This is a genomic window from Methylobacterium mesophilicum (assembly GCF_036441335.1).
Lineage (GTDB): Bacteria > Pseudomonadota > Alphaproteobacteria > Rhizobiales > Beijerinckiaceae > Methylobacterium > Methylobacterium mesophilicum_B.
On record NZ_MLBW01000005.1, the window covers coordinates 153,560 to 169,480 of the forward strand.

At 69.5% G+C, this 15,921-nt stretch carries 13 protein-coding genes and 1 pseudogene; 5 read left to right on the top strand and 9 right to left on the bottom strand.

Annotated features, from left to right (window positions below; all coding sequences use genetic code 11):
- Nucleotides 1-113: 113 nt before the first annotated feature.
- The 4 genes from MMR14E_RS03785 (at nt 114) to MMR14E_RS03800 (ending at nt 4,588) form a co-directional block, all read left to right on the top strand.
- Nucleotides 114-491 carry a hypothetical protein gene (locus MMR14E_RS03785; protein ID WP_331312875.1) on the top strand — a complete coding sequence of 126 codons (378 nt, stop codon included), beginning with the start codon at nt 114-116 and terminating at the stop codon, nt 489-491.
- A 46-nt stretch (nt 492-537) separates the two neighbouring features.
- Entirely contained in the window at nt 538-1,512 is a 975-nt protein-coding gene (locus MMR14E_RS03790; protein ID WP_331312876.1) for a copper chaperone PCu(A)C, read from the top strand.
- Nucleotides 1,513-1,733: 221 nt separating this feature from the next.
- Nucleotides 1,734-3,878 carry a TonB-dependent receptor family protein gene (locus MMR14E_RS03795; protein WP_331312877.1) on the top strand — a complete coding sequence of 715 codons (2,145 nt, stop codon included), beginning with the start codon at nt 1,734-1,736 and terminating at the stop codon, nt 3,876-3,878.
- A 179-nt stretch (nt 3,879-4,057) separates the two neighbouring features.
- Nucleotides 4,058-4,588, top strand: a complete 531-nt coding sequence (locus tag MMR14E_RS03800; protein WP_331312878.1) for a DUF1465 family protein — start codon at nt 4,058-4,060, stop codon at nt 4,586-4,588.
- A gap of 55 nt (nt 4,589-4,643) precedes the next feature.
- On the opposite strand, the gene MMR14E_RS03805 is transcribed toward MMR14E_RS03800, so the two are convergent.
- Entirely contained in the window at nt 4,644-5,426 is a 783-nt protein-coding gene (locus MMR14E_RS03805; RefSeq protein WP_331312879.1) for a MetQ/NlpA family ABC transporter substrate-binding protein, read from the bottom strand.
- 367 nt (nt 5,427-5,793) lie between these two features.
- Nucleotides 5,794-6,042, bottom strand: coding sequence for a 50S ribosomal protein L31 (gene rpmE / locus MMR14E_RS03810; protein ID WP_012322259.1), 249 nt, complete (start codon nt 6,040-6,042; stop codon nt 5,794-5,796).
- A gap of 240 nt (nt 6,043-6,282) precedes the next feature.
- On the opposite strand from rpmE, the gene MMR14E_RS03815 reads away from it, so the two are divergent.
- On the top strand, nt 6,283-8,127 hold the full coding sequence (locus MMR14E_RS03815; RefSeq protein WP_331312880.1) for an ABC transporter transmembrane domain-containing protein: 1,845 nt from the start codon (nt 6,283-6,285) through the stop codon (nt 8,125-8,127).
- 464 nt (nt 8,128-8,591) lie between these two features.
- On the opposite strand, the gene MMR14E_RS03820 is transcribed toward MMR14E_RS03815, so the two are convergent.
- The 7 genes and pseudogenes from MMR14E_RS03820 to MMR14E_RS03850 form a co-directional block, all read right to left on the bottom strand.
- Nucleotides 8,592-9,605, bottom strand: a complete 1,014-nt coding sequence (locus tag MMR14E_RS03820) for a peptidoglycan -binding protein (RefSeq protein ID WP_331312881.1) — start codon at nt 9,603-9,605, stop codon at nt 8,592-8,594.
- On the bottom strand, nt 9,605-10,594 hold the full coding sequence (locus MMR14E_RS03825) for a flagellar motor protein MotA (RefSeq protein WP_331312882.1): 990 nt from the start codon (nt 10,592-10,594) through the stop codon (nt 9,605-9,607). Before MMR14E_RS03825 ends, MMR14E_RS03820 begins: the two co-directional genes overlap by 1 nt.
- A 206-nt stretch (nt 10,595-10,800) precedes the next feature.
- A complete protein-coding gene (locus MMR14E_RS03830) occupies nt 10,801-11,619 on the bottom strand; it encodes a TIGR00282 family metallophosphoesterase (protein WP_331312883.1) in 819 nt (272 codons plus the stop codon).
- A gap of 3 nt (nt 11,620-11,622) precedes the next feature.
- Nucleotides 11,623-12,309, bottom strand: coding sequence for a 5-formyltetrahydrofolate cyclo-ligase (locus tag MMR14E_RS03835; RefSeq protein WP_331312884.1), 687 nt, complete (start codon nt 12,307-12,309; stop codon nt 11,623-11,625).
- A gap of 62 nt (nt 12,310-12,371) precedes the next feature.
- Nucleotides 12,372-12,767 (bottom strand): annotated as a pseudogene (locus MMR14E_RS03840) (EamA family transporter); the annotation flags it as partial.
- A 180-nt stretch (nt 12,768-12,947) separates the two neighbouring features.
- Nucleotides 12,948-15,446 carry an AAA family ATPase gene (locus tag MMR14E_RS03845; protein ID WP_331312885.1) on the bottom strand — a complete coding sequence of 833 codons (2,499 nt, stop codon included), beginning with the start codon at nt 15,444-15,446 and terminating at the stop codon, nt 12,948-12,950.
- On the bottom strand, nt 15,443-15,643 hold the full coding sequence (locus MMR14E_RS03850; protein ID WP_331312886.1) for a hypothetical protein: 201 nt from the start codon (nt 15,641-15,643) through the stop codon (nt 15,443-15,445). The genes MMR14E_RS03845 and MMR14E_RS03850 overlap by 4 nt, the downstream gene beginning before the upstream one ends.
- Nucleotides 15,644-15,921 lie beyond the last annotated feature (278 nt).

The window sequence follows — 15,921 nt, forward strand, 5'->3', positions numbered from 1 at the left end:
GCCGTGCGCCAGCGCACGCCGTGTCCGGGTGCGGCGCCCTGGCAACAGCCATCGCCGCGCCGGTGTGGCAGAGATGCCATAGCTTTCCGGTTCGGACGGCGCGCGGGAGCAGCATGGATTCGGGCGAGGCCCTTTCGGATCGAGGTGTCGGGCCGGCCCTGCGGGCCGCGATCGCCGTGCTGGCGCTCTACGCCCTCCTGCTCCAGGGGTTTCTCGGCGGCCTGATGCCGTTGCCGACGGGCACTGACGGTCTCTGCGCGCAGCATGCCGACGGGTCCGCCCTGCCGGGTGCGCCCGTCCCGCACGACCACGGCGACTGCTGCACGGCCGCCCAGGCCACCGGCCCGGCGCTCCCGCCGCGGGCGGCCGCCATCGGCGTCCGGTGGTCCGTGGCCGCGAATCGACACCCGGCCTGGCCCCTCGCCGGAAGCGTCGGGGCGCGGGCGCCACCCGGCACCATAGCGTCCCCGAGAGGGCCGCCATCCGCCTGAGCGATCACCACCCTTCGGATCGATCCCTCAGGACGGATGTATTCCCATGAAGACCCTTGTCTCGGCCGCCCTCGGCCTCGGGCTGCTCGTCTCCGCGGCGCAGGCCCACGCGGTGCTGGAACGCAAGCAGGCCGCCCCCGGCGCCCCGTATCGCGGCGTCGTCCAGATCATGCACGGCTGCAACGGCAAGCCGACGACCCGCGTGAGCGTCACCGTTCCGGAGGGCCTGATCGGCGCCAAGCCGATGCCGAAGCCCGGCTGGACCCTCGCGACGACGCGCGGCCCCTACGCCAGGACCTACGCGACCCACCATGGCACGGCCTCGGAGGGCGTGACGGCGATCACATGGAGCGGCGGCTCCCTGCCGGACGATCAGGTCGACGAGTTCACCTTCCTGGCGCAGGTCGCCGGCACGTTCGAGCCCGGCGCGACCGTCTACGTCCCGGTCCAGCAGGATTGCGCGGAGGGCAGCTTTTCCTGGTCGGAGATCCCCAAGGCCGGTCAGGACGCCCACGACCTGAAGGCGGCCGCGCCGTCCTTCCGGATCATCCAGGTCGCGCAGGCGGCCGGCGCGCCGCCCGCCGGGACCGCCGCGGCCGCGACGACCGTGAAGGCCGGTGACCTGACGATCGAGACGCCGTGGCTGCGCGCCACGCCGAACGGCGCGAAGGTCGCCGGCGGGTACGTGCGCATCACCAACACGGGCAGCGCACCCGACACGCTCACGGGCGCCGCGGTGCCGTTCGCCAAGAGCAGCGACATCCACTCCATGTCGATGGAGGGCGGCGTCATGAAGATGGCGCCCGTGACGAACGGCCTGACCATCAAGCCCGGCGAGACCGTGGAGCTGAAGCCCGGCGGCTATCACCTGATGTTCGAGGACCTGACCGCCGCGCCGAAGGCGGGCGAGACCGTCGCGGGGACGCTCACCTTCCAGCGCGCCGGCGCCGTGCCGGTGACCTTCACGGTGGCGCCGATCGGCGCGGGCGCGCCGGGCGGCCAGCACCAGCACCAGCACTAGCCGCCCGGGACGGAGCTACGGCCGCCGGGCGACAGCCGTGACGCGCGCAGATCCACGAAGCCGGCGTCGCGGGCGAGATAGCCGCGAGCGCCGCGGCCCGACCGCGGCCCCNCGTCGCCCTCCCGCGGGCGCCCCCGCGTCGCGGTCTCGGAGCCCGCGCCCCGCCCGTCGTCTGACCGATCGCCCCATCCTCCCCGATCGCCAGACACGGATCCCGCCCCATGCCCCGCCACGTCCGGGCCGGCCGACGCGCCGCGCTCCTGCTGCTCGCCTGCGCGATACCGGCCGCAGCGCAGACGCGGACACCGTCCGCCGCCACCTCGGTCACCCTGTCCGAACTCAGCGTCGTCGGCGCCGCCGCGACGGACGCGCCGCCGAACGAGACCCGCGGCTCGCTCTCGGTGCCGAGCGTCGACCGCCAGAGGGCCGCCCTCGCGGGGACCGTCGGCTCCGTGGCCTTCGTCGACGCCGCGGCCCTCCAGGACCGCTACACCAACACGCTCCGCGACGTGCTCAAGGACGTGCCCGGGGTCTACGTGCAGGAGCGCTACGGGCAGGAGCTGCGCCTGTCGGTCCGCGGCTCCGGCATCGCCCGCGCCTTCCACCTGCGCGGAATCGAGCTGCTGCAAGACGGGATCCCGCTCAACCTCGCGGACGGGAGCGGCGACTTCTATCAGGTCGACCCGCTCGCCCTGCGCTCGGTGGAGGTCTACAAGGGCGGCAACGCCCTGACCTTCGGCGCGACGACGCTCGGCGGCGCGGTCAACGCGGTCACGCCCACGGCCTACACGGCGCTGGCGCCCAACATCCTGCGGGTCGACGGCGGCAGCTTCGGCACGATCCGCGAGCAGGCGCAGATGTCCCGCATCGACGGGCCGCTCGACGTGCTGGTCAACGCGACGCTGACCAATTCCGACGGGTTCCGCGCCCACGAGGCCCAGGCCACGAAGAACTTCAACGCCAATATCGGCTACCGGATCGCGCCCGACATCGAGACCCGCTTCTATCTCGGCACCTACATCACCGATCAGAAGCTGCCGGGCACCCTGACCCTGGGCCAGAGCCTCTCGACCCCGACGCTGGCCAATCCGACGGCGATCACCGGCAACCAGTCCCGCAAGGTCGAGACGGAGCGGATCGCGAACCGCACCTCGTTCCTGCTCGACGTGGGCAAGCTCGACGTCGACACCTGGGCGATCCACAAGAGCCTGTACCACCCGATCTTCCAGGCGATCGACCAGGACGGCTGGACCTACGGGATCAGCCCGCACTGGGCCGGGACCTTCGATCTCAACGGTTTCCGCGACGACGTGGTGCTGGGCCTGCGCGCCTTCGCGGGCCAGAATTCCGCGCTGCAATTCGTCAACGTCCGCGGTCAGCGGGGCGCGCAGACGCTGAACGCCCTGCAGAGCGCCTCGAGCGTCGAGGCGTACGGCGAGAACCGCTTCTGGTTCCTGCCGGACGTGGCGCTGATGACCGGCGCGAAGGCGTTCTCGTCGAACCGGACCTTCAGCGACAAAGGCGGATTGCCCGGCAACCCGAATCCGCGCTTCGCCGACGTGACCTACGCGGGCGTCAATCCGAAGGTCGGCCTGCTGTGGCAGCCGCGGCCCGACATCCAGATCTTCGGCGACGTCGTCCGGTCCCGGGACGTGCCGGACTTCTCCGACCTCGTGCAGCAGAACCTCCTGAGCACCACCTTCGTGCCCCTGCGGGCGCAGCGCGCCTGGACCTACGAGGCTGGCGCCCGCGGGCGCGTCGACCGCCTCGCCTTCGACGTAACCCTTTACCGCTCGGACCTGCGCGACGAGCTGATCAACTTCGCGACGAATCCCGGCCTCAACATCCCGGCCGCCACCTTCAACACCCCCCGCTCCGTCCACCAGGGCGTCGAGGCGGCGGTCACCCTGGACCTCGTCCGCGACCTCGCGGTGGCGGGCGACGGTCTCAGCGTGACCCAGATCTGGACCCACAACGATTTCCGGTTCGTCGGCGACCCGGTCTTCGGCAACAACCGCATCGCCGGGATCCCGACGGACGTGCTGCGCACCGTCCTGAGCTACCGGCACCCGGGCGGCTTCCACGTCGCGCCGTCGCTGGACTGGGTGCCGCAGGGCGCCTTCGCCGATCACGCCAACACCCTGCGGGTGCCCGGCTACGCCCTGCTCGGCCTCGAGGCCGGCCTCGACCTCGCCGACGGCGTCGCCCTGTTCGTGGATGCCCGCAACCTCACGAATGCCCGCTACGTCTCGGACATCGCCGTGGTGGCCAACGCCGCCGCGACCGCCGGAGGCCCGGCCGCGCTGGCCGCGTTCTATCCCGGGAGCGGCCGCAGCGTCTTCGGCGGTATCCGCGCCTCGTTCTGAGCGCGCGTGCCGCCATCCGGGGGCCTTCTCCAGATCCCGGGCGGCGGGTTAAGGTTAAAAAAACATGAACCCTGCCGTCCGGGCCAATCGGCGCTAGGATTGCGGCGTCGTCCGAAAGCCACGGACGGAGCGTCCCGGATCGGAACGAGCCGGGCCGTCGGACGGCACAGGAGAGGCAGATGAACGGCTTCGATGTCACGTTCCGGGACGATCAGGACTGGGTCGATTTCGGCAGGTCCTACGTCAACTCGGACGCCTTCAAGGCGCTGTTCCGCGACGGGATGACCCTGGTCGAGGAGACGGCCGCCTATCTCGACGGCGAGGGCCGCGACGAGTCGCGCCTCGTGTCCCGGGACGCGACGCTCAGCTACGCGGCCGAGAGCATGCGCCTGACCACGCTGCTGATGCAGATCGCCTCGTGGCTCCTGGTGCAGCGCGCCGTCGCCGAGGGCGAGATGACCCCGGCCGAGGCCCTCTTGGAGAAGCACCGGGTCAAGCTCGGCACGGCCGAGCCGCCGAAGCAGCAGGATTTCAACCTGCTGCCGATGCGCCTGCAGCAGCTGATCCTCCGGGCCCGGCGCCTGCACAGCCGCATCCTGCACCTCGACGCGCTGATCGCCGAGGACCGGCCGACGCCCCAGCCGGTGGAGAGCCCCGTCGCCGCCCAGCAGGGCCTGCTGCGGATGGCGTTCCGCATGAGCGAGGGCTGAGCGGCGCTCCGCGGAGCGCCGCCGCCGCGCAGGGCCGGCGTGCCGGCCCCGGCGCTCAGAACGCCGGGAACTGGCCCGGGAACTGCTCCTTCAGGATCTGGCGGATCGCGTCGTTCTGGAAGGCGTGGACGAGCTTCGGCACCCACGGCTTCCGCGTGTCCGCCTCGCGGACGACGATGACGTTGTTGTAGGGGTTGTCGACCTTGGACTCGATCGCGATGGAGTCCTTGCCGGGGATGAGGCCGGCATCGACGGCGTAGTTGGTGTTGATCACCGCGGCGTCGAGATCCTCGAGGCTGCGGGGCAGCTGCGCGGCGTCGACCTCCTGGAACTTCAGGCGCCTCGGATTGTCGACGACGTCGAAGACCGTCGGCAGCAGGCCGACCCCGTCCTTCAGGCGGATCAGCTTCTCGGCCTGCAGCAGCAGGAGCGCCCGGCCGCCGTTCGACGGGTCGTTCGGGATGCCGACCAGCGCGCCGTCCTTCAGGTCCGCGACGGCCTTGACCCGCTTGGAGTACAGGCCGATCGGCGTCACGATCGTCTCGCCGACGGGGACGATCCTATATCCGCGCGCCTTGACCTGGTTGGCGAGAAACGGCTTGTGCTGGAAGGCGTTGGCGTCGAGGTCGCCGGACTGGAGCGCCTCGTTCGGCAGCAGGTAGTCGGAGAACACCACCAGGTCGATGGCGAGCCCGTCGCGGGCCGCGATCTCCTTGGCCTTCGCCCAGAGGACTTCGGCATCCCCGCCCATGATGCCGACCTTGATCTTGTCGGCGGCCAGGGCCGGCGCGGCGGCCAGAGCGATCAGGGCGAGGACCAGCAGCAGCAGACGTCTCATCGTATCTCGATCCTGGCAGTGCGTCCGGAGAGCCTTGGCCCCGGACAGGCAGCGGCGCCCGCCTCGGCTCCGGCGCGGAGTCCGGGCGAAGCGCGGGTGACCGGAGCAGCATACGATGGCCCGGCCGCGCTTTGAATGAGCGGGCAGCGGCCGATCCGGCCACGGGAACCGCGGGCGCGGCCCGTCGGGGAAGACGCGTCTCCCCTCGCGCGCGCGGACGCGCGGTTCGCATCGCGGTCCCGCCGATCTTCGCAAACCCGTCCTGTGGACAACGCGCGCGGCCGCGACCGCGCGACGCCGCACGAAAACGGGCGGCCCCGTCAGGGACCGCCCGTCTCGAACAGCGTCGCCGTGACGGCTCCGGCGCTCAGCGCTTGCCGAGGTTGCCGAACCGCGAGTTGAAGCGCGACACGCGGCCGCCGCGGTCGAGCATCTTCTGCTCACCGCCGGTCCAGGCCGGATGGGTCAGCGGATCGATGTCGAGATTGAGGGTGTCGCCCTCCTTCCCGTAGGTCGAACGGGTCTGGTACTCGGTACCGTCCGTCATCACGACCTTGATGAAGTGGTAATCGGGGTGCTCGGTCCCCTTGGCCTTCGCGGCCGCGTCCTTCGCCATGACCTTGGTCCCTGTCTGGCACGCCGGCGGGAAGCGCAGGAGGCGCCGCCCGGCCCGGAATGCGGAAGATGTCACCGGTTGCACCGAACCATGGGTTCGTGGCAACGGCACGTCCAAGCCGACCGTGGTGGCGGCCCGCGGCCATTGAACACACGCAATCGGATGAGCGGCGGCCTATACCGCAGCCGCTCCCCGGTCACAAGCGCCGCGGACCGGGAGAACGACAACACGTGAGGCGTGATGGCCCGTAAGACCAAGGCGGCCGCGGCCGGCCGACCCAGAGCCCCGCTGAGCGCCCTCCGGCCGCTCGTCCCCTTCGCGCTGCGCTACCGCGCGCGGATCGCCGCGGGGCTGGTCGCCCTCATCTGCGCCTCGGCCTCGACGCTGGTCGTCCCGATCGCCATGCGCCGGGTGATCGACCACGGCTTCACCGCCGACGGCTCGAACGTGATCGACGCCTACTTCCTCGCCCTGCTCGGCGTCGTCGCGGCCTTCGCGCTGTCGAGCGCCGCCCGCGTCTACACGGTGGTGACGCTGGGCGAGCGGGTCGTCGCCGACCTCCGCAGCGCCGTCTTCGCGCGGCTGACCCAGCTCGATCCGGCGTTCTTCGACCGGGCGCAGTCCGGCGAGATCGTCTCGCGGCTCACCGCGGACGCGACGCAGATCAAGTCGGCCTTCGGCGTCTCGGTCTCGATCCTGCTGCGCAACCTGTTCCTGTTCGTGGGCGCCACCGCCATGATGGTGGTGACGAGCCCGCGCCTGTCGGTGATGGTGCTGGCCGCCATCCCGATCATCGTCTTCCCGCTGATCGTGTCGGGCCGCGGCGTGCGCCGACGTTCCCGGGCGGCCCAGGACCGGCTCGCCGAGGCCTCGGCCTACGCGGCCGAGGCGGTCGGGGCGGTGCGGACGATGCAGGCCTTCGGCCGCTCGGACTCGACGGCGGCCCGGTTCGCCGCGGCCTCAGAGGAGGCCTACGGTGCCGCCCAGGCCTCGGTCCGGGCCCGCGCGCTGCTCACCGGCGTCGCGATCTTCCTGATCTCGGCCTCGGTGGTCGGGGTGATGTGGTACGGCGCCCAGGGCGTCCTGAACCACACGATGACGGGCGGCGAACTCTCGCAATTCGTGCTCTACGCCGTGTTCGGCGCCGGCGCCCTCGGGCAGCTCTCCGAGGTCTACGGGGACCTCGCCATGTCGGCTGGCGCGGCCGAGCGGCTCACCGAGATCCTCGCCGCCGAGCCCGCGATCCGCGCGCCGTCCCCGGCCCTGCCGCTGCCCGATCCGGCGCGGGGCGCGGTGGCCTTCGAGGACGTGCGCTTCGCCTACCCCACGCGCCCGGAACACGCCGCGCTCGGCGGGCTGAGCTTCGCGGCCGCGCCCGGCGAGCGCATCGCCATCGTGGGGCCTTCCGGGGCGGGCAAGTCGACGGTGTTCCAACTGCTGCTGCGCTTCTACGACCCGCAGGGCGGCCGGATCCTGGTCGACGGCGCCGACATCGCCCAGGTCGATCCCGAGCGCCTGCGCGCCCGTATCGCCCTGGTGCCCCAGGACCCCGTCGTGTTCTCCGGGACCGTCACCGAGAACATCCGCTACGGCCGTCCGGAGGCCGGCGAGGCGGAGGTCCGGCGCGCCGCCGAGCTCGCCAACGCGCACGGCTTCGTCTCGGCCCTGCCGCAGGGCTACGCGACCCAGGTGGGCGAGCGCGGCGTGACCCTCTCGGGCGGCCAGAGGCAGCGCATCGCCATCGCCCGGGCGATCCTCAAGGACGCGCCGATCCTGCTCCTCGACGAGGCCACCTCGGCCCTGGACGCCGAGTCGGAGCGCGCCGTCCAGGCCGCCCTCGCCACGCTGATGCAGGGCCGCACGACGCTGGTGATCGCCCACCGGCTCGCCACGATCCGCGCCGCGGACCGCATCCTCGTCCTCGACGACGGGCGCATCGTCGAGACCGGAACCCACGAGAGCCTGCTGGCCCAGGGCGCGCTCTACGCCCAGCTCGCCAACCTGCAGTTCACCGACGCGCTGGACGAGACGGCGCGGGGCAAGGAGCCGCGCAGCCGGGGCGAGCGCCTGCCGGTGGCCGAGTAGCCGGACCGCGCCCCGATCCGCCCGGAGCCGCCCGGGGCGGCGCCNGCTCGTCAGCCCGGCCTCGAACACCCGCACGGCCGCGGCGATCGCGCTGGCCTCGTCCCGCGGCGCGCCGGCGACGGGCGCCCGGGGGTGGTCGTCGGCACCGGGCCGAACCGGGTTCAGGGACAGGCTGAGCTTCGACATCGGTACGGTCTCCCTGGATCGGCCGCACCATGAAGCGTCAAGGATAACGATGCGTTAATCCAGCAGAGCCGCGGTGCGCGCAGGAGAAATCGCCTCCCACCGGGGGAAATTCGGCCTCTCTCTTCCGAATTCTAGCGGCCGGAGCTTCCGCAACACGATCGGATGCTGGCCTGATCGGTGCGAGCACCCTTGAACACGGCGTGAAATCGCCGCGACACTGGCTACCGGACCCGGCTCTGCGCCGCCACCTCCTGTGGCGCCGCGACGACCCGACGGCCCTAACGCTCGGTCAGCTTCATCTCGATCCGGCGGTTGCGGGCGTAGGCTTCCTCGGTCGCCCCCGCCTCGAGCGGCTGGAACTCGCCGAAGGCCCCCGCCAGGAGGTGCTGCGGCGGGATCCCCTTGCCGGCGAGGAACTGCACCACCGCGATGGCGCGCGCCGCCGAGAGGGACCAGTTCGACGGGAACTGCGACGTGCTGATCGGGCGCGCGTCGGTGTGCCCGTCGACGCGGAGCACCCAGGGCAGGTCCGCCGGGATCTGCTTGGCGAGCTCCGAGACCGCGCCGGCGATGCGGTCGAGCTCCGGCCCGGCCTCGGGCTTGAGCGTGGCGGAGCCGGCCGGAAACAGCACCTCGGACTGAAGCACGAAGCGATCGCCGACCACGCGGATGTCGGGCCGGTTGCCGAGGATCTGCCGCAGGCGGCCGAAGAAGTCGGACCGGTAGCGGGCCAGTTCCTGAACCTTCTGCGCGAGGGCGACGTTCAGCCGGCTGCCGAGCTCGGCGATCCGGGCCTGGGATTCCTTGTCACGGCTCTCGGAGGCCGCGAGGGCGTCCTCCAGGGCCGCGAGCTGGCGGCGCATGGCGCTGATCTGCTCGTTGAGCAGGTCGATCTGGGACTGCGCCCGCCGGGTCGCGCCGCGCTCGGTCTCCAGCTGCTTGTCGAGGGTGCCCGCCGCGCCCTGGCTGACCGTCGCGGCCTCGGCCTGAACCTTGGCCCGGTCGCGCTCGGCCTCGACGCCGGCGAGCGTCGTGCGCAGGTTGCGCACCTCGTCTTCCTGATTGCGGCGGTTCGTCCGCTCCAGGGCCAGGAGATCGGTGAGGTCGGCGATCTGGCGGTTGAGCTTGGCCAGGGTCTCGTCCCGGCCGGTCAGCTCCTGCGACAGGAAGAACTGCCCGACGACGAAGACGGTGAGCAGGAAGACCACAGACAGCAGCAGCGTGGCCAGCGCGTCGACGTAGCCGGGCCAGACATTGACCGTCCGCCGGGTCCGGGTCGCCGTGGACGCCACTAGACGCGCTCCCGGCCCAGCCGGTCGAGCACCTGCTTTAGCTCGCGCTCGCGACTCGCCTGTGCCTCGACCCAGTCGCGGATCATCTGCTGCTCGGCGCGCATGTGCTGGACGAGGCCCTGGATGCCCTCGGCGAGGTTGGTCATCGCCTGGGTCGCCGCGCGGCTGCCGCCGCCCTCGGCCACCAGGGCGCTCAGGCGGTCGACCGCCTCCTTCAGCTCCTGCGTGCCAGCAGCCGGCCGCGCCGCGGTCGCCGCCGCAGCGACCGGCGCCGTCTCCGGGGCTGCCGCGCCGGACATCAACCAGTCCTGCAACTCGTTGTGGAAACGGGCATGGGCCTGGCCCGCCTGCAGTTCCAGGAAGCCGGTGATCAGCGACGAGGCGAGGCCGAACAGCGAGGCCGAGAAGGCCAGACCGATGCCCGAGAGCGGAACCGCGAGGCCCGATTTCAGCTCGTCGAACATCACGCCGGCATCGCCGCCGCCGCGCATCCCCTTGATGACGCCGCCGACCGCCGACAGCGTGTCGATGAGGCCCCAGAAGGTGCCGAGCAGGCCGAGCAGGATCAGGATCCCGGCGATGTAGCGCAGGATCTCGCGACCCTCGTCGAGGCGCACCGCGATCGTGTCGAGATAGCCGGTCGTGCCCGGCAGGGTGGCCCCGCCGGCCCGCGCGGCGATCATCGGCGCCATCGGCGCCAGCAGGGCGGGCGGCTTCTTCACCTGCGCGCCGTTGGCGACGGCATTGACGTAGGCGGTCTCGCGGAACAGCCTGACGACCTGCCCGAAGGCGATCAGGACGGCGATCAGCAGCACACCGAGGATGAGGCCGTTGAGACCGGGATTGGCCAGGAAGGCCGGTGTGATCTGCCGGAACAGAATGAAGGCCAGGAAGCCTACAAGGATCAGGAAGATGACCATCCGCCCGAGATAGATCCCGGGCTGTGCCAGCGGCCCATTCCTGTCGTCGCCGGTTTCTCGGGCGGCCATCGATCGTTCTAGCCTGATCTCACCACGCGGCAGCCGGCCATCGGCGCCCCTCGGGGGCACTGTGGGGGTAGGCCCGCACGCGATCAAGTCTCGGGAAGGTCACCGCGGAGCTATGCCCAGGCCGATCGAGACCAGTCCCGCACAAAAGGCTTAGCGGCCCGCGACCCACGTACGCCAAAGCGGCATCCACCGGGCCGAACAGGGCCCTAATCCCAGAAGTGCGGCGCGGTCTCCTCGAGATTCGGGCCCAGGCGGAGCGCCGCCACCCGCGTGGCGAGGCCGCGCGCGTCCGTCTCCACCGCGATCCCGCACAGGGTGCCCTCGCCGACGGCGACCTCCCAGCGGGAGCCCGGCGTCTTCTGGATCATGCGGCGGATCGGCTCGTCCTTCTGCATGCCGATCACCGAATCGTAGTCGCCGCACATGCCGGCATCCGACATGTAGGCCGTGCCGCCGGGCAGGATCCGGTGGTCCGCCGTGGGCGTGTGCGTGTGCGTCCCGACGACGAGGCTCGCCCGGCCGTCGAGATAGTGGCCGAAAGCCTGCTTCTCGCTCGTCGCCTCGGCGTGGACGTCGACGATGACCGCGTCCGCCGCCGCGCCGAGGGGGCAGGCGGTGAGCTCGCGCTCCACCGCCGCGAAGGGGTCGTCCATCGCGTCGAGGAAGACGCGGCCCATGACGTTGACCACGAGCACGCGGGCGCCGCCCTGGGTCTCCACGACCGTGGCGCCGCGGCCCGGCGTGCCGGGCGGATAGTTCGCGGGCCGCACCAGGCGCGGCTGGCGGGCGATGAACACCATCGCCTCGCGCTGGTCGAAACTGTGGTTGCCGAGGGTGACCGCGTCGGCGCCGGCCTGGATCAGCTCGTCGCAGATGCCCTCGGAGATGCCGAAGCCGCCGGCCGCGTTCTCGCCGTTGACCACCACGCAGTCGAGGCGCCAGCGCTCGCGGAGCCGTGGCAGCTGCTCGCACACCACCGTGCGGCCCGAGCGCCCGACGACGTCGCCGAGGAAGAGCAGGCGCATGAGTCAGGCGGTCCTGTCGCAGCGGATCACGCCGGCTTCGGTGATCACGTACTGGAGGGGGCGGTCGTGCGGCTCGGCCGGCACCCGCTCCACCTCCTGGGCGGCGAAGCCGATGCCGACGGTCAGGACGGGGCTCGTCCGGGACAGGCGCGCGATCGCGCCGTCGTAGTAGCCGCGGCCGTACCCGATGCGCTGCCCGGTCCGGTCGAAGGCGGCGAGCGGCACGATCAGCGCGTCGGGCTCCACCGGCGGCAGCGACGGGTCTGGCTCGCTGAGGCCGAACCGGCCGGCGACGAGGGCGTCGCCCGCGCGCCATTCCCGGAACAGCAGGCCGTCCGGCGCCCAGGCCAGACAGGCGACGGCGATCAACGCCGCGCCCGCATCGAGGCGCACACCCTCACCGTTCCACGACAACACGACCGCGCCCACGAGGATGGCGAACGCACCCAGTATCAGACGGCGATCAACGTTTTCCCGGAATACCACCCACGCGATGAGCATAGTCGCCAGCCCTTCGAGGTTGAGCAACAGCGACCCAGACGCGGCAGAGGTGTGGGACAGCCCCAGCATCAGCAGAAGCGGCCCGGCCAACCCGCCGAACAGCACGACTGCTGCCAGCCACGGCAGATCATGCCGGCGAAGCGGAGCTTCCTGGGCCGGAACGCCAAAGGTAGCTCGGCTGACATGCACGATTGCAAGGCCGATGCCCGCGCCGAGGTAGAGAAGCCCGGCAAGCAGTTGCGGCGAGACGNGCGATCAACGTTTTCCCGGAATACCACCCACGCGATGAGCATAGTCGCCAGCCCTTCGAGGTTGAGCAACAGCGACCCAGACGCGGCAGAGGTGTGGGACAGCCCCAGCATCAGCAGAAGCGGCCCGGCCAACCCGCCGAACAGCACGACTGCTGCCAGCCACGGCAGATCATGCCGGCGAAGCGGAGCTTCCTGGGCCGGAACGCCAAAGGTAGCTCGGCTGACATGCACGATTGCAAGGCCGATGCCCGCGCCGAGGTAGAGAAGCCCGGCAAGCAGTTGCGGCGAGACGGTGCCGAGCAGAAGCTTCGCGAACGGAGCAGAGGCACCGAACAAGACGGCCGAGACGAGGGCCAACGGCACCCCTGGCCAGAGGTGGGAGTGGATGTGTTTCATGCCCTCACTCTTACAGCGTTTCAGCAAACGCCTGCGAGCGAACCGTCGTCCCTGCACCGAGTGGCCTGAGCGGCTTCACCGGCCATGTCTGCTCCGATGTATCCGCAGCTCAGAAGCGGACCATCTTCATTCCACCCTGTGCGGACTTAAGGCGGTGCATGGGTTGAGCAGCCTGCAGGATCAGGACTGCGTTTGCAAAACCGCTGACGCTGACGTGGCAGGCTTCTCCTTGGGCTTCCTCATGAAGGAAAATTTCACCTCGCCACTCAGGCACTGGATGTACTCCCGGCTGCCACGTGGAGGACTGACCTCGATGGGAACGCCGCACGCGTCGCATTCAAACAGGACGCACAGTGCATGGAAGGCATTGACGACGGCAAGGAACTCGTCCCGGTGCAAGTTTGCCCATTCGTTGTAGTGGACTGTCGGATTAATCTGCCACTGCTCGACCTTCGCCAGGCGCGCTGCCTCGTCCAATGCACCTTCCAGACGTCGGATGGCCTCGATCCGATCCGAAGCCTTCCAACTGTCCGCGGCGACCCGTGCGTCCTTGTAGAGGGATCTCAACTGGTTGATTGCCGGATCCAGCAGATCTCCCAGGTCATGGTGCCCGTCGACGCTAAATTCGACCTTCACCCGCAACGCCTGGCAGAACTCGGACGTCATGTGCTCCAGGGACCGCCTGAGGAGCGCCGCGGCACCCGACACGTCGTCGCCGTTGGCGAGGCTCCGGATCTCGTCCCAAACATCCCCCTTCGCCCAGACAGTCGGGCCATCGGTGACAGTCCATTTCCGGAAGTGCACCGTGTCCTTCGGTTCGACGAGCTTGGTTGTGCCCATGAACTTGAGCCACGCCTTGTCGTGCGTTGTCAGGACGAACTGCGTGTCGGGGAACTCCGCGCGAAGGAGCTTGGACACCTCCCGCCTGTGACCGGCGTCGACCGACATCAGCACGTCGTCGAGGACCGCGAAGGTGAAACGGCTTCCGAGAAGGTGCCGCATCAGTGCGAGGTAGAGGCACAGCCCCATGCTGTCCTGGTGCCCCTCGCTATGATACGCCCCAGGAGGGAAGAAGCCGCGGCCGTAAAAATCGACTCCGAAGCCCAGCCGCCCCAGGGTCGGATCCAGCTTTGCCTCGAAGGCCCCTTCGTCATCCGCGTTGATGCGCCTGTAGAGATCTGCGAAATCGCGCTGGACCTCCGCGTACATCCCCTCCAGCGCGGTGTCCGACGTCAGCTTGAAGAGGTCGAACACCCTTGAGGCCTTGACGGCACGATCCTCGGCCACTTCGGCCGTGGTGCTCGCCTTCCTGAAGGCTTCCAGTCTGTGCTGGGCGGTGATCAGGTACTCCTGCGCGGCATCCTGGTCTGACGGCTCGGGCAACCCGTCTATGAGCGTTTCGAGCCGCCCGAGGGAGTCGATGGCCGCTGTATGCGACGCCAGTTCCCCAAGGACGCTGAGCGTCAGGCTCAGGGGAAGGAAAGCTCGGAGCTGGGCTGCAGCGGCTTTCAGCGCCAACCCATGGTCAGCGAGGACCTTCAGTTCGGCCTCGTCAAGGAGAAGCTTGGCATGCTGATAGACGGTCCGGGCGAGAGAAAGGTCATCCTCGATAGCGGCGCTCAACGGTGCGATTGCCCGTTCCGCCCTATCGCGCAGCGACCTGACTTCTTCGAGCTTCGCGCGCTTCCGGCTTATAATGGCACCGAATTCCTCCAGCGATTTCGGGGTATCGCAGGTCGGGCAGACCTCGCCGTCGTAGAGTTCCAGGGCGGTCTTGAGGAAGTCGTCACGTACAACGGCGTTAAGCATCGCCTCATCCATCTGGAGAGCGCACGTCGCCGCCTTCGCCTCCTCCAACAGCGCCGCGTAATCGTCGCCGACACGCCACCTAAGGGACGCCGCCGCAGCTGAAACGTCGACCTTGGCGACTGCCTTGATCACGCGCGAAGCCTGCTTGCCATTCACGGCCGCCATTCCCTCGCGGAGGGATACCGTCGAGCCCAATTCCGGTAGCGGTGCCAGTCCCAAGACCGCGCGACGCCTGTTGGCGGCTTCAACGACCAACGCGTCCGCCACCCCGGCAATTTCCATTGCCCGAGCCAGATCAGCACCTGCCGCGTTGCGGTCGGTCAGGGCCTTCTTGGACGTCGATGCCGCCGCCTTGGCAATCCGTTGAAGACGTAACCGCAGCGTTTCGAGCTCATCGAGCTTGAGAAGCGCCTGGACATCCTTGGCACGTTGGCCAGGCTCAGCCAGCACGAACCGGATGATCTCCCGGCGGCTCAACGCGAACTCCGGATGCGCTTCCAGCTTTCGGAACACCTTCTGCGCCTCGGGGCTGTCGGGCGTCAGCGTCAGTACCGACGGGGCCTTCACGGAGCGGCGCGCCCTTACGGTCCTGTTCAGCGACGGGATCCATATGACGGCCTCGACGGCCGCCTTCTCCAGATCGCTTTGACAATCAACGTGCGCCCCGTGCACCTTCACCGAGATGTCACCGCGGCCCTTCCCGGTCAGGCGCGAGATCGTTCCGGCCAGCACGAACTCCAACGCATCGACGACGCCGCTCTTACCAGTCCCGTTCGCACCGCAGACAGCAAAATTCCTTCGGTTCAAATCCAAGGTAAGCTTTTTGATGCCGCGGAATTCAAGAATATGAAGCTCTTGAACTTTGATCATGATTGAGCGGCTCCGAAGAGAGCTAGTTCGAGCGCGCTGTCGCTGAAATCTTTTTCTATGATGAGTGTCGATTTGAGCCGGCGAGAAATCTCTTCGAAATCTTCTTCGGCAGAAACGGCCGCAACAAATTCGTGCAGAATGCGCTCGACAACGGAATCTTCGGCGCTCGAATTTGCTGCTTCTATGTTCTCGGTCATGTTCCCCTCTTGGGCAAAAACGGACCTTAGATCCGTTGACGCAACCAAGGCGTGCCGAGACCGAACATGATAGAGGTAAACAAGTTGTCGCCGCGGCGTCACGGCATACGTGCCCGGGACGGACTACGAGCAGGTTCCATACGCGGTGGCGGGACGCCCCCGCGGGTCCGCAATCGAACTCATGGGGCGTGCACCAGCGGAGTCCGTGCTCGTGCGCTGTCAGCGCCCTGATGGACGGCGGTGCGCATACCGTCCTGAAGGGTCGGTAGGTCTGCGTT